This window comes from Flexivirga oryzae (genome assembly GCF_014190805.1).
GTDB lineage: Bacteria > Actinomycetota > Actinomycetes > Actinomycetales > Dermatophilaceae > Flexivirga > Flexivirga oryzae.
Window position 1 is genome coordinate 1,948,841 of the sequence record NZ_JACHVQ010000001.1, and the last position, 22,433, is coordinate 1,971,273.

General features: G+C 68.7%; 17 protein-coding genes. 10 read left to right on the plus strand and 7 right to left on the minus strand.

Annotated features, from left to right (window positions below; translation table 11 throughout):
• Positions 1–24 precede the first annotated feature (24 nt).
• From FHU39_RS09135 to FHU39_RS09145, 3 genes are all read right to left on the minus strand, one after another.
• A complete protein-coding gene (locus FHU39_RS09135; protein WP_221185195.1) occupies positions 25–1,707 on the minus strand; it encodes an MFS transporter in 1,683 nt (560 codons plus the stop codon).
• 102 nt (positions 1,708–1,809) lie between these two features.
• Positions 1,810–2,712: a transglutaminase domain-containing protein gene (locus FHU39_RS09140; RefSeq protein WP_221185196.1), complete on the minus strand. Its 903-nt coding sequence runs from the start codon at positions 2,710–2,712 to the stop codon at positions 1,810–1,812.
• A 41-nt stretch (positions 2,713–2,753) separates the two neighbouring features.
• On the minus strand, positions 2,754–3,581 hold the full coding sequence (locus tag FHU39_RS09145) for a MerR family transcriptional regulator (RefSeq protein ID WP_183320057.1): 828 nt from the start codon (positions 3,579–3,581) through the stop codon (positions 2,754–2,756).
• A gap of 105 nt (positions 3,582–3,686) precedes the next feature.
• Here FHU39_RS09145 and FHU39_RS09150 point away from each other — a divergent pair, with 105 nt between their 5' ends.
• The 7 genes from FHU39_RS09150 to FHU39_RS09180 all read left to right on the plus strand — a co-directional run bounded on the left by FHU39_RS09150 (position 3,687) and on the right by FHU39_RS09180 (position 12,075).
• Positions 3,687–4,481 (plus strand): crotonase/enoyl-CoA hydratase family protein, encoded by a 795-nt coding sequence (locus FHU39_RS09150; RefSeq protein WP_183320058.1) that lies wholly within the window; start codon positions 3,687–3,689, stop codon positions 4,479–4,481.
• Positions 4,478–6,472, plus strand: a complete 1,995-nt coding sequence (locus FHU39_RS09155) for an acetoacetate--CoA ligase (protein WP_183320059.1) — start codon at positions 4,478–4,480, stop codon at positions 6,470–6,472. The genes FHU39_RS09150 and FHU39_RS09155 overlap by 4 nt, the downstream gene beginning before the upstream one ends.
• Positions 6,472–7,416: a 3-hydroxyacyl-CoA dehydrogenase NAD-binding domain-containing protein gene (locus FHU39_RS09160; protein WP_183320060.1), complete on the plus strand. Its 945-nt coding sequence runs from the start codon at positions 6,472–6,474 to the stop codon at positions 7,414–7,416. Before FHU39_RS09155 ends, FHU39_RS09160 begins: the two co-directional genes overlap by 1 nt.
• Positions 7,413–8,915, plus strand: a complete 1,503-nt coding sequence (locus tag FHU39_RS09165) for an acyl-CoA synthetase (protein WP_183320061.1) — start codon at positions 7,413–7,415, stop codon at positions 8,913–8,915. Before FHU39_RS09160 ends, FHU39_RS09165 begins: the two co-directional genes overlap by 4 nt.
• The gene (locus FHU39_RS09170) at positions 8,912–9,799 is read left to right on the plus strand and encodes an amidohydrolase family protein (protein WP_343065793.1); all 888 of its coding nucleotides are present in this window, start codon (positions 8,912–8,914) and stop codon (positions 9,797–9,799) included. The genes FHU39_RS09165 and FHU39_RS09170 overlap by 4 nt, the downstream gene beginning before the upstream one ends.
• Before the next feature lie 13 nt (positions 9,800–9,812).
• Positions 9,813–10,313: a MarR family winged helix-turn-helix transcriptional regulator gene (locus FHU39_RS09175; RefSeq protein WP_183320062.1), complete on the plus strand. Its 501-nt coding sequence runs from the start codon at positions 9,813–9,815 to the stop codon at positions 10,311–10,313.
• A gap of 67 nt (positions 10,314–10,380) precedes the next feature.
• On the plus strand, positions 10,381–12,075 hold the full coding sequence (locus FHU39_RS09180) for an MFS transporter (protein ID WP_221185197.1): 1,695 nt from the start codon (positions 10,381–10,383) through the stop codon (positions 12,073–12,075).
• Between the two features lie 15 nt (positions 12,076–12,090).
• On the opposite strand, the gene FHU39_RS09185 is transcribed toward FHU39_RS09180, so the two are convergent.
• Positions 12,091–12,921 (minus strand): alpha/beta fold hydrolase, encoded by an 831-nt coding sequence (locus tag FHU39_RS09185; RefSeq protein WP_183320063.1) that lies wholly within the window; start codon positions 12,919–12,921, stop codon positions 12,091–12,093.
• A 354-nt stretch (positions 12,922–13,275) separates the two neighbouring features.
• Complete coding sequence (locus FHU39_RS09190) at positions 13,276–14,553, minus strand: ATP-binding protein (protein ID WP_183320977.1); 1,278 nt, start codon at positions 14,551–14,553, stop codon at positions 13,276–13,278.
• Positions 14,554–14,637: 84 nt separating this feature from the next.
• Between FHU39_RS09190 and FHU39_RS09195 the strand changes: the two genes are divergently transcribed.
• Both FHU39_RS09195 and FHU39_RS09200 read left to right on the plus strand, forming a co-directional pair.
• Positions 14,638–15,894 carry a tetratricopeptide repeat protein gene (locus tag FHU39_RS09195; protein ID WP_183320064.1) on the plus strand — a complete coding sequence of 419 codons (1,257 nt, stop codon included), beginning with the start codon at positions 14,638–14,640 and terminating at the stop codon, positions 15,892–15,894.
• 2 nt (positions 15,895–15,896) lie between these two features.
• The gene (locus FHU39_RS09200) at positions 15,897–17,147 is read left to right on the plus strand and encodes a tetratricopeptide repeat protein (protein ID WP_221185198.1); all 1,251 of its coding nucleotides are present in this window, start codon (positions 15,897–15,899) and stop codon (positions 17,145–17,147) included.
• Between the two features lie 439 nt (positions 17,148–17,586).
• Here the strand turns inward: FHU39_RS09200 and thrS are convergent, their stop codons facing one another.
• A complete protein-coding gene (gene thrS, locus FHU39_RS09205) occupies positions 17,587–19,569 on the minus strand; it encodes a threonine--tRNA ligase (protein WP_343065795.1) in 1,983 nt (660 codons plus the stop codon).
• A 199-nt stretch (positions 19,570–19,768) separates the two neighbouring features.
• Entirely contained in the window at positions 19,769–20,911 is a 1,143-nt protein-coding gene (locus FHU39_RS09210; protein WP_183320067.1) for a protein kinase domain-containing protein, read from the minus strand.
• Positions 20,912–21,135: 224 nt separating this feature from the next.
• On the opposite strand from FHU39_RS09210, the gene FHU39_RS09215 reads away from it, so the two are divergent.
• Positions 21,136–22,425, plus strand: a complete 1,290-nt coding sequence (locus FHU39_RS09215; protein ID WP_343065796.1) for a cytochrome P450 — start codon at positions 21,136–21,138, stop codon at positions 22,423–22,425.
• Positions 22,426–22,433: the final 8 nt, after the last annotated feature.

Sequence of the window (22,433 nt, forward strand, 5' to 3'; positions counted from 1 at the left end):
CGCCGTCGTGGCGGTCGCGGCCGGTCAGCTCTGCGCGACGTCCACCGGCTCGGGGTCGGTCGACACGAAGCGCTCCTCGTGCTCGCGGCCACCGATCAGGACGGCGGCCAGCACCGCGGCGAGCAGCGCGGCAATGCCACAGATCAGGTAGCCGAGTGCGTATCCGTTCGAAAGGGCATGGAACGCAACGTCTTTCAGTGGGTTGAGCGGTGCGGGCACGCCGTTGGCTCCGAGTGGACCCGAGTTGACGGCGCCGACCGCGCCTTCGAGCTCTGCCTTCTTCGCACCCGTCGCGTGCGACGGCGCAGCGTTGAACGCCTTGAGGGCGTCCTGCAGCTGCGGCGAGGCGGCCACCTTGGCGGCGATCTCGTAGGCCGACTTGGTCAGCGCGACCGCACCGACGATCGCCGGGCCGAGACTCAGGCCGAAATCTCGCAGCATCGACGTCATCGCGCTCGCCATACCGGCCCTGGACGTCGGGACACTGTTCACCGACACCGCGGTGATCGAGGTGACGGCGGTCTTGAAACCGGCGCCGACTGCGAGCAACGGCACCGCGATCGCCCACAACGAGTCGTGCGTCGACGGGATCAGGCACAACGCGACGTCACCGACGCCGATCAGGGCGGCACCGAGCGCGAGCACCCAGCCCGGGTTGTACCGCTGCAGCAGGAACGGGCTGACCGGAAACAGCACGGCACCCATGATGTTCAGCAGGATGAACGCGACGGCCGTGAACAGCGGCGAATGGCCCTGGATCGCCGACACCCGGATGCTGGTCGCGTACGCCGTGCCGAGGTAGGCGAACATCGCCAGGAGCGTGACGATCGAGGTGACCACGAACGCGCGGTTCGAGAAGAGCTCGAGTTGCACCAACGGCTTCTCGGTCCGGCGCTCGACGAACACGAAGGCGACCAGGAAGATCACCGCTGCGATGAAGCAGCCGATGACGGTTCCCGAGGTCCAGTCTCCTTCGGCACCCTGGATCACGCCGTACACCAACGCGAACACGCCGATCGCCACCAGGATCTGACCGGGTATGTCGAGCGCGCGGCCCTCCTTCGCGCTCGAGTTCGTCGCACCGACAACGGTGATCACGGTGCTGATCAGCGCGAAGCAGGCCAGCCCGGCGAACGCCCAGCGCCAGCTGGCGTCCGCGCCGCCCGAGTGGTGGATGCGAGCCAGCAGGCCACCCATCACCGGGGAGCCGAAACCACCGACCGTCAACGCGACGGCCCACGCGGAGAAGACCTCCGACCGCGCCTTCACCGTGTGCGTGCCGGCGGCCAGCATGGCGATCGAGGTCGGGAACATCGCGGCCGCACCGACACCGGCCAAACCGTAACCACCGAAGAGGTAGACGAACTTCATGCCGTGCGATCCACCGGTCGGCGTGAGGAACGCGATCACGGTGCCGATCACCATCAGCGACGAGCCCACGGTCAGCAACCGTTTGCGGCCGAACATGTCGCCGAGCACGCCGAAGGTCAGCTCCAGCAAGGTCACCGGCAACAAGAAGGCGTCGGACACCCAGGTCAGCTGCGTCGAGGAGGGGTTCAGGTCCAGCTGGATGATGCCTTGCAGCACCGCGGGCATCGACAGCCCGAGCTGGGCGACCAACGCCGCGAACACGCACGCGACGAAGGTCCCCTTCGTCAGTTTTCGCCCGGCAGCCGACTCGGCGGGCACTTCCGTCATCGAACTCATGACGTGAAGTCAATCACAATATCGGCGTAATTGCCTACCTATTTTGTTAATAATCTTGCCGACCGTGTGCTGTGCCGCACCGATCCGGACGGCGACCGGAGCTCAGCGACACGGGCCGATCGGCTCGGCGACCAAGGTCTCGCTCGGCAGATCCACACGCAGCACCATGTCCCCGGGGTGCAGCCGGGCGTCGCGTCGGTAGAGCTCGAGCAGCCGTTCCTCTGCAGCCAGGTCGCCCGTGTCCGCGGCTTCGAGCAATTGCGCCACCTCGTCGATGAGGGTCGCGTCCTGACCCTCATCGCCCGGCGCGGTCATCGTCCCCCATCGGTCCCAGAGCAGCAGTTCGTCACCGAAGCGGTGCGCCACCTCCAGCAGCACGTAGTTGCGGACCATCCACGCACCGCGAGCCACCGGCACCGACGCGTCGACGCCGAACGTCTCGGCGTCGAGGGTGCCTGCGCGATGGCCGCGCCATACCTCGGCCGCGGTGTGGAATCCGTTGCCGGCCGGGATGTTCCGCGGGTTCGGCAGCGCCGCGCTCGGTTCGTCCACCTCCGGGTCGAAGCGGACCCACCGGTCCCCCAGCCACACCTCGGGGATGACGTGGTCGTGGTGCCAGTCGGGCGCGAAGTAGTCGACGAACCCGACCCGGGACCTCGCGGGTATGCCGTGCTGGCGCAGTGTCGCGACGCTCAGCAGTGTGTGGTCACGGCAGCATCCCTGCACCTTCGTGGCGGGCTCCCGCCTTTCAGTGAGCGGCGCCGGGTGGCGTTGCTGGTCGATCCCGAGCGTGCGCTCGATCCAGCGGGAGTGGATGTCCGAGACGGTCTTCGCGGGCAAGTCGTGATCGGATGCCCGGTAGTGCACGATGACGTTCCGGACGACGGCCGACATCTCGTCGAGGTCGGTGGGGACTGCGTCCAGCAGGGCTGCGAAGCGCCCCGGGTCGCTGTATGCCGTGTGGGCGGCGTGGTCGATCACCGAAAATGGCATGGCGGTACTCATGATTGGCATCCGTTCTGTTATCGGGCTTCTCGGGTATTGGGTCAGTGTTCTTGAGCCGGCGCCAGCGGCTGCACGATGTCGGCGACGTGTTCGACGCCCGCGCTGCCGTCCCAGTCGGAGATGTAGCGCTCCCGGACCGGGCCGGCCGACGGAAGATCGAGAGATGCACGCACGACCGCCGAATACGCCTGCAGGATCTGGGGATAGCCGCACAGGTCGGAGCCGATCTCGACATACAGCTCCTCGCCTGCCGGCTCCACCCGCACGCTGATGTCGCTCGTCGGCGGCACCAGTCCGTCGAAGGGCACGCAGACCTCGATCGGGCCGTCGCTGTCCGGGCTGACGGTGCCGTGGTAGATCACCCAGGACTCCGCCGTCCGCGTCGCGTCGTGCGCTGCGAGGTGCTCGGAGATCGCCCGATCCGCCTCGGTGAAGCAGTCGACCAGCTCCGGTTGCAGCGCCCGTCGGGTGATCGAAGCAACCGTCCGCTCCGCCATGGTGCGTTGCCGCACGACAAGGTCCGCCGCGGCGACCTGCCGCGCGGTGAGCTCGGCGAGCAGGAAGTCGACGATGCCCTCCTGTTCCCGGTGCAGTCGCGCGTGGCCCTGCCACCAGGCGGTCAACCGGTCTGCCGCCTGGTGCTCGTCATCGGCGTCGACCACCTGCGCGACGAGGGCGAGCGGTGCGCCCGCCCGCCGCAGCATGGTGATCCGCTCGGCACGACCCAGTTGTTCTGGCCCGTAGTAGCGGTAGCCGTTGTGTTCATCGATCCGCTGTGGCAGCAGCAGGCCGGAATCGGCATACAACCGCAGTGCTTTGGGACTCAGCCCGGTGCTGCGGCCGAACTCGCCGGCGGTCATCTCCTTCATGGGGACGAGTCTGGGGCTCGCCCCTGGGGCGAGGTCAAGACCCCCTTGCCGCGTCGGGCCAGACTTGGTTTAATTATCAGGATTCCTGTTGATTAGGAGAACACGGTGTCCCTACCCACCACGGCCGACCTGCCCGATACGTTGACCGTCACCGAGTCCGGTGATGTCGCCGTCCTGACGCTGAACCGCCCGGAGAAGCGCAACGCCCTCAACGACGAGACGGTGCTCGGCATCGAGCACTTCTTCACCAACCTGCCCCGTGGCGTACGGGCGGTCGTGCTGGCCGCCCAGGGCGACCACTTCTGCGCCGGTCTGGACCTGAGCGAGCTGTCCGAAGGCGACGCCGTCACCGGGCTGCAGCACTCACGCATGTGGCACCGCGCCTTCGAGGCCATCGAATTCGGTCCCGTTCCGGTGGTCGCCGCGCTCAAGGGCGCCGTCGTCGGTGGCGGACTGGAGCTCGCGGCCGCGACGCACGTCCGCGTCGCGGAGTCGACGACCTTCTACGCACTGCCCGAGGGCATGCGGGGCCTGTTCGTCGGAGGCGGGGCCTCGGTCCGTGTTCCCCGGCTGATGGGGGTCGCCCGAATGACGGACCTGATGCTCACCGGACGTCGTTACGACGCTGCCGAGGGACTGGCGGCCGGCCTGTCGCAGTACGTGGTCGAGGAGGGAGCCGGGGTCGACCGGGCCATCGAGATCGCCCGACAGATCGCCGGCAACGCAACGCAGAGCAACTACGCGATCATCCAGGCGCTGCCCAGGATCGCCGAGGCGAATCCGCGCGAGGGCTACTTCATGGAGGCGATGATGGCCGCGATCGCCCAGGGCAGCGACGACGCGAAGGATCGGATGCGCGCCTTCCTCGAGGGCCGCGCACCGAAGGTGACCGATCGATGAGCACCTCCGAAACCACCTCCACCACAACGGGTCCCGACACCGGAGACGTCGTATGGCGACCGCCGGCGGACGTCCTCGACACCAGCCGGGTCGGCGCGTTCCTGCACTGGCTGCGGGATGAGCGAGGCATCGCGCTGGCCGGCCACGACGAGCTGTGGCAGTGGTCCGTGGACGAACTCGAGCAGTTCTGGGCCGCCGTCTGGGACTTCTTCGACGTCACCGATCACGGCACCCGTGGCGCCGTCCTCGAACAACGCGTCATGCCCGGGGCGAAGTGGTTCACCGGGTCCCTGGTCAACTACGCCGAGCAGGCCCTGAAGGGGTGCGGTGACGACCAGGCACCCGCGGTGCTTGGCCGGTCGCAGACGCGCGAGGACGTCGACCTCAGCTGGGAGCAACTGCGTGATCAGGTCGGTCGCGCACGCCGCGTGCTGCGCGACCACGGCGTCGGGCCCGGCGACCGGGTCGCGGGCTACCTGCCCAACACCCCCGAAGCCGTCGTCGCCTTCCTGGCCGCCGCCGGCCTCGGCGCGATCTGGACCAGTTGCGCCATCGAGTTCGGGCCGCGCAGCGTCATCGACCGGTTCGGGCAGGTCGAGCCCACGATCCTGCTGGTGGCCGGTGGCTACAACTACGGCGACAAGCGCGTCGACCGCAGCGCACAGATCACCGCGATCCGTGCTGAGCTTCCCAGCGTCACAACTGTTCTCGACATCGAGTACGGCGACTGGCGGGTCGGGGATGCGGCGTCGTGGCCGGACGAGCTGGCCGCGGTGACCGACCCGATCCACGCGGCGACGCCGGTGCCCTTCGACCATCCGCTCGTCGTGCTCTTCTCGTCCGGGACGACCGGCAAGCCCAAGGCGATCGTGCACGGTCACGGCGGCATCGTCCTGGAACACCTGAAGAACCACGCCCTGTCCTGGGACCTCGGCAGCGGCGACGTGATGCTCTGGTACTCCACGACGGCCTGGATGATGTGGAACGCCCTGGTCTCCGGGCTCCTCGTCGGCGCCACGGTCGTGACGCTGGACGGCAACCCGGCCCACCCGGACCTGACCTGGCAGTGGGACCTGGCCGAGCGGACCGGCGCGACCCTGATGGGTGCCAGCCCCGGTTTCATCATGGCCTGCCGCAGCGCCGGGATCGACCTGTCCGGGCGCGACCTGCGGGTCCGCGTCGTCGGGTCGGCCGGGTCGCCGCTGCCGCCCGAGGGCTACGGCTGGATCCGCGACCAGCTGGGTGACCACGTCCAGCTGAACGTCGGCAGCGGCGGCACGGATGTCTGCAGCGGCCTGGTGCAGAACAACCCGCTGCTGCCGGTGCGTGCCGGCATGATCTCGGGTCGCGGGCTCGGTGTCGACGTGCACGCATTCGACTCCGAAGGTCGCGAAATCATCGGCGAACCGGGCGAACTCGTCATCCTCTCGCCGATGCCGTCGATGCCGGTCGGTTTCTGGGGCGACGACGGGAGCCGGTTGAGGGCGACCTACTTCGACACCTACCCAGGTGTATGGCGACACGGTGACTGGATCGTCTTCGAGCCCGACGGGAGCTGCGTGGTCACCGGCCGCAGCGACTCGACGCTCAACCGCGGCGGGGTCCGGCTCGGGACCGCCGAGTTCTACCGGGTCGTCGAGGAACTGCCGGACATCAGCGACAGCCTCGTGGTGCACCTGGAGGACCCGGCCGGTGGCAACGGAGAGCTCATCCTCTTCGTCACGACGGCACAGCCCCTGCCCGCGGACGAGCTCCGGGCCCGCGTGTCAGGAGCGCTGCGTTCGGCGTTGAGCCCTCGGCACGTGCCCGACGCCGTCGTCGAGGTCGCCTCGATCCCGCGGAACCTGACCGGCAAGAAGCTCGAGGTCCCGGTGAAGCGCATCCTGCAGGGTGCCGCCGCCTCCGACGTCGTCAGCCCCGACGCACTGGCCGACCCGGCTTCGATCGATGCCTTCGTCGCGTATGCCGCGGCACGAACGCAGGAGAGCTGATGCGCACCGAGCTCACCGAGATCGCCGTCGTCGGCGCCGGATCCATCGGGTGCAGCTGGGCGGCACTCGCGCTCTCCCGCGGCCTCACGGTCCACCTGGCCGACCCGTCCGAGACGGCACGAGAGGCCGCCGCCGACGCGGTGACCGTGCGACTCGCCGATCTGCGCGCTCCCCGCGACGCGGCAGCGAAACTCGTCCTGCACGACGATGCGGCCGAGGCGGCAGCAGCAGCGGACCTGGTGATCGAGGCCGGCCCCGAACGACTCGACCTGAAGCGCGAGATGTTCGCCGCCCTCGACGCCGCTGCGGCACCCGATGTCCTGTTGGCAAGCAGCAGTTCGGGTTTCGGCCCCAGCAGCTTCCAGGACGGGTGCGCGCATCCCGAGCGGGTGCTGGTCGCTCACCCGTTCAACCCGCCGCACCTGATCCCGCTCGTCGAGGTCGTCGGCGGCGAAGCCACCGCAGAGACGGCGGTGGAGGCTGCGTTCAATGTCCTGGAGCAACTGGGTCGGCGACCCATCCGGGTCCGCGCCGAGTTGCCCGGGCACGTCGTCAACCGGCTGCAGGCCGCCTTGTGGCGCGAGGCCTACGACCTCATCGGCCGCGGCGCGATCAGTGTCGCCGACCTCGACCTGGCCGTCTCCAACGGTCCCGGCCTGCGGTGGGCGCTACTCGGGCCCATCGCCACCCAGCACCTGTCCGGCGGACCGGGCGGGATGGCGCATGTGCTGGAGCATCTCGGCCCGCCGATGGTCGACTGGTGGGCCGACCTGCGGGAGCCGGAGCTCACCCCGGAGCTCACCGCGCAGCTCGTGTCGGGTGTCCGGTCCGAGCTCGCCGGCGAGGACGAAGCGGTCCGGCAGCGCCGGGACGCGGCACTGCAGGAGTTGCTGGCCCTCAAGGCTCGGCTCGGACTGGACGCCGAGAGCAGAGGTGGCCGATGAACGATCAGGGGCTCGGTTCCTGGCCGCGTCGCCGCGCGCGGATGACACCCTACAAGGCCGCCCTGGTGCAGGACGGGCGCCGGATGAGCTACCGGCAACTCGACCTGACCAGCACCCGCCTGGCACACGGTCTGCGTGCCCGCGGGGTCGGCCCTGGTGACCGGGTCGCCTTCCTCGGGCTGAACTCGATCGAGCTGGTGACCGCGATGTTCGCCACCGCGTCGCTGGGCGCAGTCTTCGTGCCGCTCAACACGCGGTTGGCGGCGCCGGAGCTGCGGTACGTGCTGGACAACAGCGAGCCGGCGACGGTGATCTGCGAGGACACCCTCGCCACCTCGGACGTCGCCGCGATGCTCGACGAGATCGGCGTGTCGACATACATTTTCAGCCGGAACGCAGGCGACGGGCTGCGCGCCCTCGAGGCCGACGACGAATCGCCGCTCGACGACTCCGTCGGTCACGACGACCTGTTCATGATCCAGTACACCTCGGGCACCAGCGGACGACCCAAGGGTGTCCAGCTCACCCACGGGAACGTCATCTGGAACGTCATGAACCTCATGGTCGACGTCGATCTGGGCAGTGAGGAGGTTGCCCTGGTCACCGCTCCCCTGTTTCACACGGCGGCCCTGAACCAGGTCCTTTTCCCGACCATTCTCAAGGGCGGGACGGCCCTGCTCGAGGCCCGCTTCGACCCGGACCGGGCTCTTGATCTGATCGAGTCCGAAGGCGTGACACTGCTTTTCGGCGTTACCTCGATGTACCTCGCCCTGTCCGACGCGCAACGTTTCGGTGGCGCCGATCTGACGACGTTGCGCTCCGCGCTCAGCGGCGGCGCGCCGATCCCCGAAGCACTGCTGCGCGTCTGGCTCGACCGCGGTCTGATGATCGTGCAGGGCTACGGCCTCACCGAGGCGTCGCCGGGCAGCACCATGCTGCGTGCGGCCGACGGCATCCGCAAGCTCGGATCCGCAGGAACCGCATGCTTCTTCACCGATGTCCGCGTCGTCGACGGCGCCGGCGACCCAGTCACCGGCGAGCCGGGCGAGGTCCAGGTCAGCGGCCCGAACGTCACGCCCGGGTACTGGCGCGACCCGGCCACCACCGACCGTGCCTTCTCCGACTCCTGGTTGCACACCGGCGACCTCGCGACGGTCGACGAGGAGGGTTACCTGCGCATCGTCGGACGGCTCAAGGACATGTACATCTCCGGCGGCGAGAACGTCTACCCCGCCGAGGTCGAGAGTGCGTTGTACGAGCACCCAGACGTGATCGAGGCAGCGGTGATCGGCATACCGGACCCCACCTGGGGGGAGGTCGGGCGGGCATTCGTGGTCGCAGCGCCCGGCTCGTCCCTCGATCAGGACGGGCTCATCGCGCACCTGGACGGACGGCTGGCGCGCTACAAGCTGCCCAAGTCCGTGGTGTTCCTTGACGACCTGCCACACAACGCGTCTGGAAAATTGATGAAATCCCAGCTCCGAGAGGTAAATCCGTGACCATCTACCGGCCAGCGATCGATCTCGGGGCGATCACCGCCCTCGACGTCCACGTGCATGTCGAGGCCGACGACCACGGGCACTTCTCCCTGGACCAGGAGTTGCTCGACGCCTCCGCGGCATACTTCAAGGGCGACGCACCGCGCACCCCGACCGTCGCGGACCTCGCCGAGCGCTATCGGCGAGCGGGTATGGCGGCAGTCGTCTTCACCGTCGACGCGACGACCGCGACGGGGCATCCCGCGCTGTCCAGTGAGGACATCGCACAGCAGGCGGCGCAGCACGCGGATGTGCTGATCCCGTTCGGTTCCGTCGATCCGCTGCAGGGTGACGCGGCCGTCCAGCGAGCTCGCCGCCTGGTGGAGGAGCACGGGGTGCGGGGGTTCAAGTTCCACCCGTCGCTGCAGGGCTTCTCCCCCGACGACGAGGCGTACCGGCCGCTCTGGGCGACGTTGGAGGAGCTGGGTGTCCCGGCGCTGTTCCACACCGGACAGAACGGCATCGGCGCCGGCCTGCCGGGCGGGCGTGGCCTGAAGCTGCGCTACTCCAACCCGTTGCTGCTCGACGATGTCGCAGCCGACTTCCCGCAGCTGACGGTCATCCTCGCGCACCCGTCGGTGCCGTGGCAGGCCGAGGCCATCTCGATGGCGACCCACAAGGCGAACATCTTCATCGACCTGTCCGGCTGGCGGCCGAAGTACTTTCCCAAGGAGCTGGTCCACGCGGCGGGGCGGATGCTGCGCCACAAGGTGCTCTTCGGCAGCGACTACCCGTTGCTGACGCCGGAACGCTGGATCGAGGACTTCGAGCAGCTCGGGCTCGACCCGGCGGTCCTGCCGGGGATCCTCAAGGGCAACGCCGGTAGGGTTCTCGGACTGACCTGAGGGAGGAGTGCCGATGACCGAGAACCGGCCGGAACCTCCCACGCTGCTCTATCTGATCAAGCAGGTCGAACTCGCGTCCCGCGCCGGCCTGGACGAACTCACCCGGCCCGCCGGGCTGACGGCGTTGCAGTACACCGCCCTGACCGTGCTCGAACGGCATCCCGGGTTGACCGCCGCGCGCCTGGCGAGGAACTCGTTCGTGACGGCCCAGAGCATGGCCGATATGGTCACCAGCCTGTTGCGGCGTGGTCTGATCGAGCGAAATCGCGACCCGCAGGACCGCCGCCGGCTGGTCCTGTCCCTCACCGACGACGGCCACCGCGTCCTGGCCGATCTCCGGCCCGACGTCGCCGTGCTGGAGGCGCGCATGCTGGTAGAACTGCCCGCGGAATCTGCCGACGAGCTGCGGGAGCTGCTGGAGGCATGCCGCCGGGGTCTGGGCTCCCGGACCACCCACGCCCGGTCGTCGGACTCCTCGGAATGGGGTCCAGAACCAGATCATCAGGTTTCTTGAAGATTTCTTCCGCTGAGTGAAAACAAGGTGATGCGGAGCACATCCCGGGGCTGGTTCGCTCCTCTGCATGGATCAAACCGAAACCACCGCCGGCACGGCGTCCCTGCCGAAGCTGACCATCGGGACGCTGATCGCGTCGATCACCGCGTGCTTCCTGGCTCAGATCGGTGTCAGCATCCCGGCCGTCATCAACGGCTACATCAATCAGGACCTGCACCTGTCGTCGACGACGCTCACCTGGGTCTCGGACGCCTTCATGGTGCCCGTCACGCTGCTGGAGCTCTCGTTCGGCGTGGTCGGCGACCTCTTCGGTCGCAAACGACTCCTCGCCATCGGCTCGTTCCTCGTGTGCGTCGGTGGCCTGGTGTCCTTCTTCACCCCGAGCGGGAAGACCGCGATCCTGCTCACCGGCCAGGTCATCGCGGGCACCGGTGCCGCAGCCCTCTTCCCCACCTCGGTGGCGATGCTGGCCGCGGGCACCCACACGGTGAGGGACCGGGCACACGCGATCTCGGTCTGGGCGGCCGCACTGACCGCCGGCGGGTTCATGTCACCGCTGATCGGCGGGCTGCTGGCCAGGCTCCACCACAGCGGGGGTGAATTCGCCAGCTGGCGGTTCGCGTTCCTCGCCATGGCGATCCTTGCCGTCGTCAGCATCGCCGTCACCCTCCTGTGGGCGCAGGAGTCGTCCTCACCGCACGGGCGGTCACTGGACTGGCCGGGTCAGCTCACCGTCGCGATCGGGATCTTCGCGCTGCTGTTCGGCGTGATCCAGGGTGCGGAGGACGGTTGGGGCAGCCCGCGGGTGGTCGGCGCGTTCGTGCTGTCCGTCGTCTTCCTCATCGCGTTCGTGGTGGTCGAGCTGCGGGTCGACAAGCCGCTGATCCAGCTGCAGCTGTTCAGCAACCGGATGTTCACCGTGTCGGCCATCGTGACCGTCCTGGGTATGTTCGCGTACCTCGGCACGGCATACGCCACCAGCATCCGGCTGTCCGCGATCCAGGAGTACACCCCGCTGAAGACCTCGATCGGCTTCATCCTGTTGAACATCATGGGTGTGGTGCTCTTCCCGGTCAGCACCAAGATGCTGCAGAAGTTCAACCCCGGTTGGGTCCTTGCCGCCGGTATGGCGCTGATCGGCATCGGCGACATCGCGATGACCGCCATACCCGCAACACACCTGGGACTCACGGCGATCGCGCTGCCGCTGCTGGTGATCGGCGCGGGGTTCAAGATCGCCGTCACGGCCATCACCGTCGTCGCGGTCAACAGCGTGCCCACCTCGAAAGCAGGTATGGCGAGCGGCGCCACCAGCATGCTGCGTGACTTCGGGCTGACCCTCGGCCCGGCCATCGTCGGTGCGATCGCGCTCACCAGCGCGGCCAACCGGATCAGCGACAAGATCGCCGCATCCAGCTCGCTGCAGAAGTCGCTGTCGGAGTTCTACGCGGCGCCGGGCCACGTCCCGGCTGCCCAGCGTCCGGAGGTGTCCGCAGCCGTCGCCGCCGTGAAGTCGGGCCCGCTCGGCCAGAACGCCGTGCCCTCCCAGGTGCCGGGAGCGGACGGGAAGATGCAGCCGTTCAACCCGCTGAAGGACGTGGCCTTCCACGCCCTCTCCCACGGCTACGCGCTCGGCTACCTGGTCTGTGCCATCGCGGCGCTGGTCGCGGCCGTGATCGCGGCGGTGCTGCTCGGTGGGCGCCGGCACGACCACGCGTTCGCACCCCAGGAGGAGGTCGCGCTGGCGGGCACCGACGCCTGAATGGGTGCGGGTGCGTCAGCCGGTGGGCTGGACGAAGTTCGCGACCAGGTCCGTCACCTCGGTCGCGAACTCGTCGAAGAAGCCGTGCCGGCCGGTCGGGTGCAGCCAGACCCGGCTGCCCGGGATGAGTTCGCCCAGCGCTGTCGCGTTCACGGCCGGCCCGAAGATGTCCTGCGCGCCGTGCATGATCAGCGTGGGTGCGGCGATCTGCGAAAGGCGCTCCGCCGCATCGTGTTTCGCACTCACCCGTAGGTGACGACTGGCGTCACGGCGGCTCATCGCCGGGTCACCGAACAGGTAGCGGGGCACGGTTTCGTAGCCGCCGTGCTCCGCCACCCAGTCCGGTGTATAGAACAGATCGACCGTGGTGCGCAGCCGCAGGTCGCGGTCCGGACTCGCGAGCGCCAGGCGCACCTCGCGGCTGCGCTCGGTGGCAGCTCGGCCACCCGGGGTGGTGCAGGCGAGCACCAGGCTGCGGACCAGGTCGGGACGCGCGATCGCCAGCTCCTGGGCGATCCGGCCGCCCATCGACGTGCCGTAGACGCAGGCGCTCTCGACACCGAGCGCGGTGAGCACATGTGCCGCGTCGGCGGCGAACTCCCTGGTGGACCAGTCGGTTCCGTCCTCGGCGCCGGTCTGGCTCTGCAACCGGGCGGTGTCACCGGTGCCGCGGTAGTCGAAGGTGATCGTGAAGAACCGGTCGGCGAGCAGCGGCCGGACGTGTTGCCACCACAGGTGCGAATTCGCCTGACCCTGCAGCAGGAGCAACGCGGGGGCGTCGCGCGGCCCGTCGACCTGGTGGGCGACGCGCGCACCGGTGACCCTGGTGGTCCCCTTCAGTTTCATGGGATCTCGATCCTTCCGGTGCTACGTGCCGCTGTGAGCCAGCAGCCGCGCGCTGCGATCCTGCCACGATGCCCTTGTCGGCGGTGGTGGGGTCGGAGGCGCGGCGCTACTCCCGCGCGTACCTCCCCCCAGTGGCGACTCCGGCACACCCCGGACCGGATTCCCGCTGATACGTCCCCCCAGTGGCGACTCCGGCACACCCCGGACCGGATTCCCGCTCACAGCTCCCCACTGGGGCGACTCCGGCACACCCGGGACCGGAATTTCCGCTCACAGCTCCCCACTGGGGCGACTCCTGCACACCCGGACACAGTCGAGGACGCCCACCACGACTGACCGGAATCACAGCCGGCCTCAGGCTTTGCGGCGCTTCAGGTAAGCCGCGAGGTCGTCATACACGCCAGTGTCGTTGCTGTAGAGCGCGTAATTCCTTGCGGTCTCTAGCCATTCGCCGATGCTGGAGCTGGTGTGCCGGATCGCGTCCTGCAACCCGCGCTGGGTGATGGGCTGCAGGCTTCCCGACTCCAGGGACGACTCCATCGCACCCTCGATCGCCTGCTCACACACGAGCGCCAGATCGGCACCGGAGAAACCACTCGTGGCGCGCGCGAGCTTCTTCAGATCGACACGGTCCTGCGGCTTGTCCCGCAGATGCAGACCCAGGATCGCTTCCCGCGCCTCCTGGTCGGGCGGCAACACCAGCACCCGCCGGTCGAACCGGCCCGGCCGGACCAGTGCCGAGTCGATGTCCCACGGGTGGTTGCTGGCGGCGAGCACGAACAGCCCGTCGTTGGAGGTGGACGCACCGTCCAGCTCGGTCAGCAACTGGTTGACGACGCCGCGCATCCCGCCGCTGTGCTGCAGCTGCGAGCGCTTCTGCCCGAGTGCGTCGATCTCGTCGAAGAACAGTACGCACGGCGTGTTGCGGCGGGCGTATTCGAAGATGCCGTGCAGGTTGCGTTCGCTGTTGCCGAGGTACATGTCGAGTACGTCGGCGAGGCCGACCTCGTAGAAGTTGGCGCCGAGTTCGCCGGCGAGCGCGCGGGCGATGAACGTCTTCCCACAACCCGGCGGCCCCCACAGCAGGAGCCCGCCACGCAGCGACTTGCCGAACTGGGCGCGCAACTCCGGGTTGTGCATCGGCGCCAGGAACGACATCCGCAGCCGCTTCTTGACATCGGCCAACCCGCCGACGTCGTCGAGGGTGACCTCGGCGCGGCTGAGTTCACCGAAGTCGGGTTCGGCGACGGCGTCGGTGTCATCCCACCCGTCGATGATCTCGTCGGCTGTGTCGGGTACGACGGCAGGCGTGGCCGGCCCGGGGGCCGTTGCGGGCGCTGGTGATTCGGGTGTCTCGGCTGGACCGGGCCCCTCGGCGGGAGGGTCGAGGGCGTCGGCGAGCCGCCGGTAGCCGGCCGCGCGCTCCACTTCCCCCGCGGCGTCGGCGGCTGCCGTCGCCAGCCGCAGCATCGGCACGTCGGCGGGTGTGGCGGCCAGGACTGTTGCGGCCTCGGTCAGCGCCTCCATGGGTTGCCCGTCGTCGAGCAGGACCTTCGCGAGGTGGCTGCGTACGGCGTGGTTCTGCGGGTCCGCGGCGAGCGTCGCGCGCAGAGCCTCGATCACTGGGTCCATCGACACAAGAAGTCACGGTAGCGGAACGGATCTCCCGTTCCGGATCGTCTGGTCGATATCCTGTGCGCCGATGGGGAGGGTCCGATGAGCGTGATGAACGAAGCGGTGCAGCGCGGTCGTGCGCTGCTCGCGTTGGGGCGACCACAGGAGGCCCAAGCCCACTTCCGGCAGGCGCTCGTCAGCGACCCGGGCAACGCGGACCTGCACCAGGCGCTCGGGCAGGCGCTCCTGGCGCAGGACCGGTATGCCGACGCGCGCACGGCGCTCACCCGATCGGTCGCCGCCGAGCCGGATTCGGCGTTCTCGTTGTTGCTGCTCAGTGGCGCCGAAGCCGGTCTCGGCAACCGGTCGGCGGCGCTGGAGGCCGCCCGGGCCGCGCTCCGCCTGGTGCCGCTCAGTCCGCAGGTCCACCACCAGATCGGCGCGCTGCTGCTCAACAGCGGGCAGTCCCTCGAAGCACTCCCCTGGCTGCTCAAGGCCCGTGAGCTGGATCCGATGTTCGCCCGCGCGGCCACCTCGTTGGCCATCGTCTACCTGCAACTGCGCCGGTATGACGAGGCGCGCACCCAGATCCAGGAGGCGCTGCAGCTGGAGCCGAATGATCCGTCGGCGCATTTCGTCAATGGTCTGATCGAGACCGCGGCGGGCGGCTCACGGCAGGGTGTGCGCGCGCACCGGGAGGCGTTGCGGCTGGATCCGACCAACCCGGTCAACCGCGCCGGACTGGTCGAGGCGCTGAAGAACCGCAACGCCGCCTACCGCGCGCTGGTGCGCTACGGCGCCTGGCGCGAGTCACTCACCCCCGGCAACCGCAAACTGTTGGCGTTCGCGCCGATGTTCGCGGTCGTTCTGCTGCGACCGTTCAGCCACACCACCGTCGGCACCGCGCTCATCGGCTGCCTGCTCTTCCTGGTCTACCTGTCCTGGGCGGTGGACCCGATGTCCAACCTGGCGTTGTGCGTCGGCAATCACCGCAACCTGCTGGAACCGCCGGTACGCCGGTCGGCGATCCTCTTCGGCGTCTACTTCGTGGCCGCGTTGGGCTGCGTGGTTTGGGGTGTGCTGGCCGGCCCGCCCGAACCTTTCGTCGTTGCAGTCATTTTCGCGATCTGGTCGATCGTCGCCGGTTTCGCGCACCAGACCCTGCCGCGTTTCCGGCGAACCGTGGTCGCGGCACACGCCGTTGGCGTCATGCTCCTCGCCGGGCTGTGTTACCTCGCAGCGACCGGCAGCACCGCGTTCAACGGTGCGGTCGTGCTCGTCGGCCTGGTCGGCGGAGCGGTGGGGCTGCTGGAGATCGTTCCCGCCATACGGGCGGCAGCCGGCCGAACCGCCGCCTGAGCATGCCCGGGGCCGAGGCTGTGTTGCGGCACACCGATGCATTGCTCTCACTCAAACGACCCCATGAGGCGGAACGGCTGCTTCGCCCCGCCCTCTTGCACGAACCAGAGAACGCGTCTCTGCATCTACAACTCTCCCGGGCGCTGGCCGCGCAGGGCAATCTCGAACAAGCCCGCGAGGAGGCGAGGCGCTCACTGGCCATCGTGCCCGGCGATGTTCGCGCATTGCTGCAGCTCAGCGCCATCGAGGCAGCTCGAGGCGATCGACCGGCTGCGTTGCATGCCGCCCGCCGAGCCGTCGCAAATGCACCGAACAGCGCAGCGGCGCACTGCCAGGTCGGCGCCGTCCTGATCAACAGCGGAAGTGCGCAGGATGCCTTGTTCGAGTTGCGCAAAGCTCGTGGACTGAGCCCCGAATACCTCAACGGCGCCACGACGTTGGCGCTCGCGCACCTGCAGTTACGTCAGTATGGCGAGGCGCGCACTCAGGTCGCCGACGCGCTACGGCTCGACCCGAGCGACCCGGACGCGCATCGCGTTGCGGGTCTGATAGAAGCCGTTGACGGCGGATCCCGAGACGCGCTCGCCGCGAGCCGCGAGGCGATGCGGCTCGACCCGCTCGACGCACTCAACCGGGAGGCCTTCGCCGAAGCACTGAAATCACGAAATCCGGTCTACCGCTTCGCTCGTCGCCACACGCGACGGGAACGGTCGCACGGGCGGATCGTGCGGTCACTGCGGATCTACGCGGCGGCGCTCGTGCTTTTCCTCATCGCGGAGTTCGTGCCACGCGCGGCGGTCGGGTCGAGCATCGTGGCAGGGCTGTTGGTCTTCGCGCTGTGGTCGATCGATCCGGCGTCGAGTCTCGTGGTCTACCTGAGCGGCCATCGAGACGTTCTGACGACCACGGTGCGACGCTCGGTCCTCGGCTACTTTGCACTCTGCGCGATCGGGGTCGGGTCCGTCGTCTGGGGCCTCATCGCTGGACATCCGGAACCCTTGTGGGCGGGCGTCGTCGCGGGCATCTGGGCGATCGCCGCCGGCCACGCGCATCGCGCCCTGCCGGAGCTTCTCCCATGGCTCACCGCCGTGCACGTGATTGGTGGGGCGCTTGTGCTCGTCACGTGTGTGTTGGCAGCATCCGGCGGTGAGGCGTTCGTCCAGACCGCGGTGATCGTGGGACTCGGCGGTCTCGTCGCCTGGTTCGGCGAGATCCTCGACTGGCGTACGATCTCGGCTGGCGGCGAGTCGTAGGTCTCCACTGGGGAGACCTACGCACGGCCAACACCCAAAAATCCGGTCATACCTCTCCACCGGGGGGACTCCGGTACACCGCAGACCGGATAACCGTGCACAGCCCTCCACTGGGGAGACCTATGCACGGTCGGGAACCCGAAAACCGGTCATACCTCTCCACTGGGGAGGCCTACGCACGGTCGGCAGCCCGAAAACCGGTCATACCTCTCCACTGGGGAGACCTACGCACGGTCGGCAGCCCGAATACCGGTCATACCTCCCCACCGGGGGGACTTATGCACGGACAACACCGCCCGCCGCTGCCGCGCGGCGCCGGGCCGACGCCGCGAAGCCCGCCGCCCCCGAACCTGGTGCAGCCCCCAGGGCCTCGAGTCCTTGGGGGCTGCATCTGGTCCAACTCACGACCGGGAGGGAAGGTTCCCCTCAGCGGGATGCTTCAGACCTGTGCCTTGTCGCGGATGGCTGCTTCGATCTCGCTGATCGCGTCGGCGACCGGCACACCGTTGCGCTGCGAGCCGTCGCGGAAGCGGAACGACACGGCGCCGGCCGAGCGGTCCTCCTCACCGGCGATCAGCACGAACGGCACCTTCGACTTGCTGGCGTTGCGGATCTTCTTCGGGAAGCGGTCGTCGGACTCGTCCAACTCCACCCGAACACCCTTCTCCCGCAACTGATCCAGCACACCGGAGAGGTATGGCGCAAACTCCTCGGCCACCGGCACGCCGAGGACCTGCACCGGTGACAGCCACACCGGGAACGCCCCCGCGTAGTGCTCGACCAGCACACCGAGGAAGCGCTCGATCGACCCGAACTTCGCCGAGTGGATCATCACCGGCTCCTGCCGGCTGCCGTCGGAGGCCTGGAACTCCAGCCCGAAGCGGTGCGGCTGGTTGAAGTCGTACTGGATGGTCGACATCTGCCAGGTGCGGCCGATGGCGTCGCGCGCCTGCACGGAGATCTTCGGCCCGTAGAACGCGGCGCCGCCCGGGTCCGGGACCAGCTCCAGCCCGGACTCGGTGGCGACCTGCTCCAGGATCGCGGTCGCGGTCTCCCACTGCTCGTCGGACCCGATGAACTTGTCCTTCTTGTCGCCCTCGGTCTCCCGGGTCGACAGCTCCAGGTAGAAGTCGTCCAGCCCGAAGTCGCGCAGCAGCGACAGCACGAAGTTCAGCAGGTGCCGGATCTCGTCGGGCGCCTGCTCGGCGGTCACGTAGGAGTGCGAGTCGTCCTGCGTCATACCCCGCACCCGGGTCAGTCCGTGCACGACGCCCGACTTCTCGTAGCGGTAGACGGACCCGAATTCGAAGAAGCGCAAAGGCAGTTCGCGGTAGGACCGGCCGCGCGAGGAGAAGATCAGGTTGTGCATCGGGCAGTTCATCGCCTTGAGGCGGTATTCGGCGCCTTCCAGCGTCATACCCGGGAACATGGTGTCCGCGTAGTAGGGCAGGTGGCCGCTGGTGTGGAACAGGCCGTCCTTGGAGATGTGCGGCGTCCCGACGTACTGGAAGCCCTCCTCGATGTGCCGGCGGCGGACGTAGTCCTCCATCTCGCGCTTGATCACGCCACCCTTGGGGTGGAAGACCGGCAGCCCCGACCCGAGCTCCTCGGGGAAGCTGAACAGGTCCAGCTCGGCGCCCAGCTTGCGGTGGTCGCGCTTCTCCGCCTCGGCCAGCCGGTCCAGGTAGGCCTTCATCTCGTTCTTGGTCGGCCACGCGGTGCCGTAGATGCGCTGCAGCTGCGGGTTCTTCTCCGACCCACGCCAGTAGGCGGCCGCCGAACGCATCAGTTTGTAGGCGTTGCCGATGATCTTGGTCGAGGGCAGGTGCGGCCCGCGACACAGGTCACCCCACGCGACCGACCCGTCACGGCGCACGTTGTCGTAGATCGTCAGGCCGCCCTCACCGACCTCCGCGTCGGCGCCCTCGGCCGCGTCCCCGGCCTTCGACTTCAGCCCGATGAGCTCCAACTTGTAGGGCTGCGAGGCGAGTTCGACACGGGCATCGTCGTCGCTGATGTCCCGGCGGTGGAACGTCTGGCCTTCGTTGATGATCCTCTGCATCGCCTTCTCGAGGGCCTTGAGGTCCTCGGGCGTGAACGGGGTCTCGACGTCGAAGTCGTAGTAGAAACCGTCGGTGATCGGCGGTCCGATGCCCAGCTTGGCGTCCGGGTTGACCTGCTGCACCGCCTGCGCGAGCACGTGCGCGGTCGAGTGCCGCAGCACGTTCAGCCCGTCGGGTGAGTCGACCGGCACCGGCTCGACCAGCGCACCGGCGGGGATCTCCCGGAACAGGTCCTGCAACTCCCCCTCGACCTTCATCGCCACGATGGTGCGGTCGTCGCCGAACAGCTCCGTGCCCGTCGTGGCCTGCTCGACCCGTCGGCCTACGGCGGCGGTGGGTGCGGCTTGACCTGCTGACACGGGTGTTCTCCTTCGGTATGGCGGGGGTATGACGCGCGCAGCGCGCGTCATACACACAGGCGCCCAGCGACACGCCGGGCGACTCCAGATTATCCACCGCTTGACCCTCACGCGACGTCAGGCCGCATCGTCATAGCCGTGACCACGAGAATCGAAGCCAGGGAGAAGCTCACCGCTGGACGCGGGCAGCTGATCCGGCTCAGCTGATCGCGATCGCCCACGCGACCACGACCACGAAGATCAGCCCCAGCACGATCGCGGTGACCCACAGCGCCCGCGGTGCGCCGGTGCGGGCCGCCGGTATACCCGGTGCCTGCATCCCTGCCGCCGGCCGTCCCGCCGGGCCGGACCGGTAACCCGGCGCGGGGTTCATCCGGGTCGTCTCGTGGACCGGGTTCGGTTGCGGCCCCGGCCGGTTCGGCTGACCGGACGGGTGCCGCAGGATCGGCTGGGTCGCGTTGATCACCTGCGGCGACGGGGGCGCGGGGGTCGCGACCGAGCGCGGCTGGCGCATCGCCGACCGCGCGGCGTCCATCAGCGCGGGCGCGGTCGCCGGGCGCTGGGAGGGGTCCTTCGCCATACCGGCCCGCACCACGTGGTCCAGGGAGTCGGGCAGGTCGTTGCGGTAACGGCGCAGCGACGGCGGCGGCTCGTGCAGCTGCGCCGCGATGAGCTGCACCTGGTCGTCGGCGACGAACGGCTTGCGGCCGGTCAGCCCCTGGTAGAGCACGCACGCCAGCGAATAGACGTCGCTGCGGGCGTCCGGGTGCGTGCCGACCTGCAACCGTTCCGGCGCCATGTACGACGCGCTCCCGACGACCTGCCCGGTCGCCGTCAGGTCCTGCTGGCTGACGCTGGAGGCGATGCCGAAGTCGACCAGGTAGGCGAAGCCCCGCGGGTCGACCAGGATGTTGGACGGTTTGACGTCCCGGTGCACCAGTCCGGCCCGGTGCGCCGAGTCGAGCGCGTCGCCGATCTGGCTCAGCAGATCCAGCGTGCGCGACACCTCCAGCTGCCCCCGGTCCAGCAGCTGCGCCAGGTTGCGCCCTTCGACCAACCGCATGTCGAGGTAGAGCCGGCCGTCGATCTCGCCGAACCCGTGGATCGGGATCACGTGCGGGTCGGTGAGCCGCGCGACGATCGCGGCCTCCCGTTTGAACCGGGCGCGGTATTCGTCGTCGGTGGCGGTGGACGGGTGCATCACCTTCAGCGCGACGTCCCGGCCCAGCCGGGTGTCGGTCGCGCGGGCGACCTGGCCCATCCCGCCGGTGCCGATGATCTCGTGCAGCAGGTAGTGGCCGAACCGCGGCGAAGACGCGGTCGTCTCGTCGGCGTCGGTCACGGCGCCACCATGCGCTGCCGCCCTCGAAGGATCACGCCGACAGATTAACCGCCCCGCATCGCCGCATTCCGCCGGTGTGAGCGTGCCGTCGCCGCCGAGCGGCTACTTGTCGGTTACGGTTGAACTTCGAGACGGCTTGCACGGCTAATGTGTGGGCGCGCTGAACGGGGACCCGGACAACCGTCACGGGAGACCCCAGTAGGGACTTCCAGGAGACGAACACGGTGAACGCGACGACCTCGATCCGTCGGTGGGTTGCGCAACGACTGTTGTCCACGGCGGCCGCCGGGCGCACCTCCGGATTGGCCGGGCTGCCGGTGCTGCCCAAGCGGCTGACCATGCCGTTGCGTCGCGACGGGATGGACCCCCTGCCGGCACTGGGCAAGATGCGCGACGCCGAGCCGATCCACCGGATGCGGCGGGTGTTCGGCATCAACGTGTGGCTGGTCAGTGGGTATGACGAGGCGAAGACCGTCCTGGCCGACACCAGCAGCTACAGCACCGACATCCGCCCCTTCATGGGTATCGACACCGACGCCCGCATCGGTGGCCTCGGTTTCACCGACCCGCCCGAGCACACCCGGTTGCGCAAGATCCTCACACCGGAGTTCACCGTGCGCCGGCTCGCCCGCCTGCAGCCGGTCATCGACCGGGTGGTCAGCGAGCGGCTGGACGCCATGGACGCGGCCGGCCCGGTGGTCGACCTGGTGCACGAATTCGCCTTCCCCATCCCGTTTCTCGTCATCTGCGAGCTGCTCGGCCTGCCGATCGAGGACCGTGAGCCGTTCCGCAAACTGGGGCACGCCCGGTTCGACATCTCCGGTGGCGGCGCCGACGTGTTCGGTGCGATGTCGGAGTCGCGGGCGTTCCTGCAGGAGATCGTCAACCGGCAGCGGGTGGAGCCCGGCGACGGCCTGATCGGGCAGATCATCCGCGAACTCGGCGACGAGGTCAGCGACGAGGACCTCGGCGGGCTCGCCGACGGGGTCTTCACCGGCGGCTACGAGACGTCGGCCAGCATGCTGTCGCTCGGGACGCTGGCGTTGCTGCGTGACCCGGAGAGCTACGCCCTGGCGGGTCAGCGAGATCGCGTCGACGACGTGGTCGCCGAGCTGATGCGTTACCTGTCGGTGGTGCAGATCACCTTCCCCCGCTTCGCCAAGCACGACATTGAGCTGGAGGGCAAGCAGATCAAGAAGGGCGACGTGCTGATCGTCTCCCTGTCCGCTGCCAACCGCGACGAGAAGATGGGCCCGGACACCGAGCTGCTCAACCCGAACGTCGACCGCCCCTCGCACCTGGGCTTCGGGCACGGCTTCCACCGCTGCGTCGGCGCGGAGCTGGCGCGCATGGAGCTGCGGTCGGCGTTCCTCGGGTTGGTCGACCGGTTCCCGCAACTCGCTCTCGCCATACCCCCTGAGCAGTTGACGTTCCGCGACCTGTCGATCGTGTATGGCGTGGAGGCGCTTCCCGTCCGACTGCGCCCCGCGGCCGAGGCGCAAGCCACCGCATGAGAATCGCC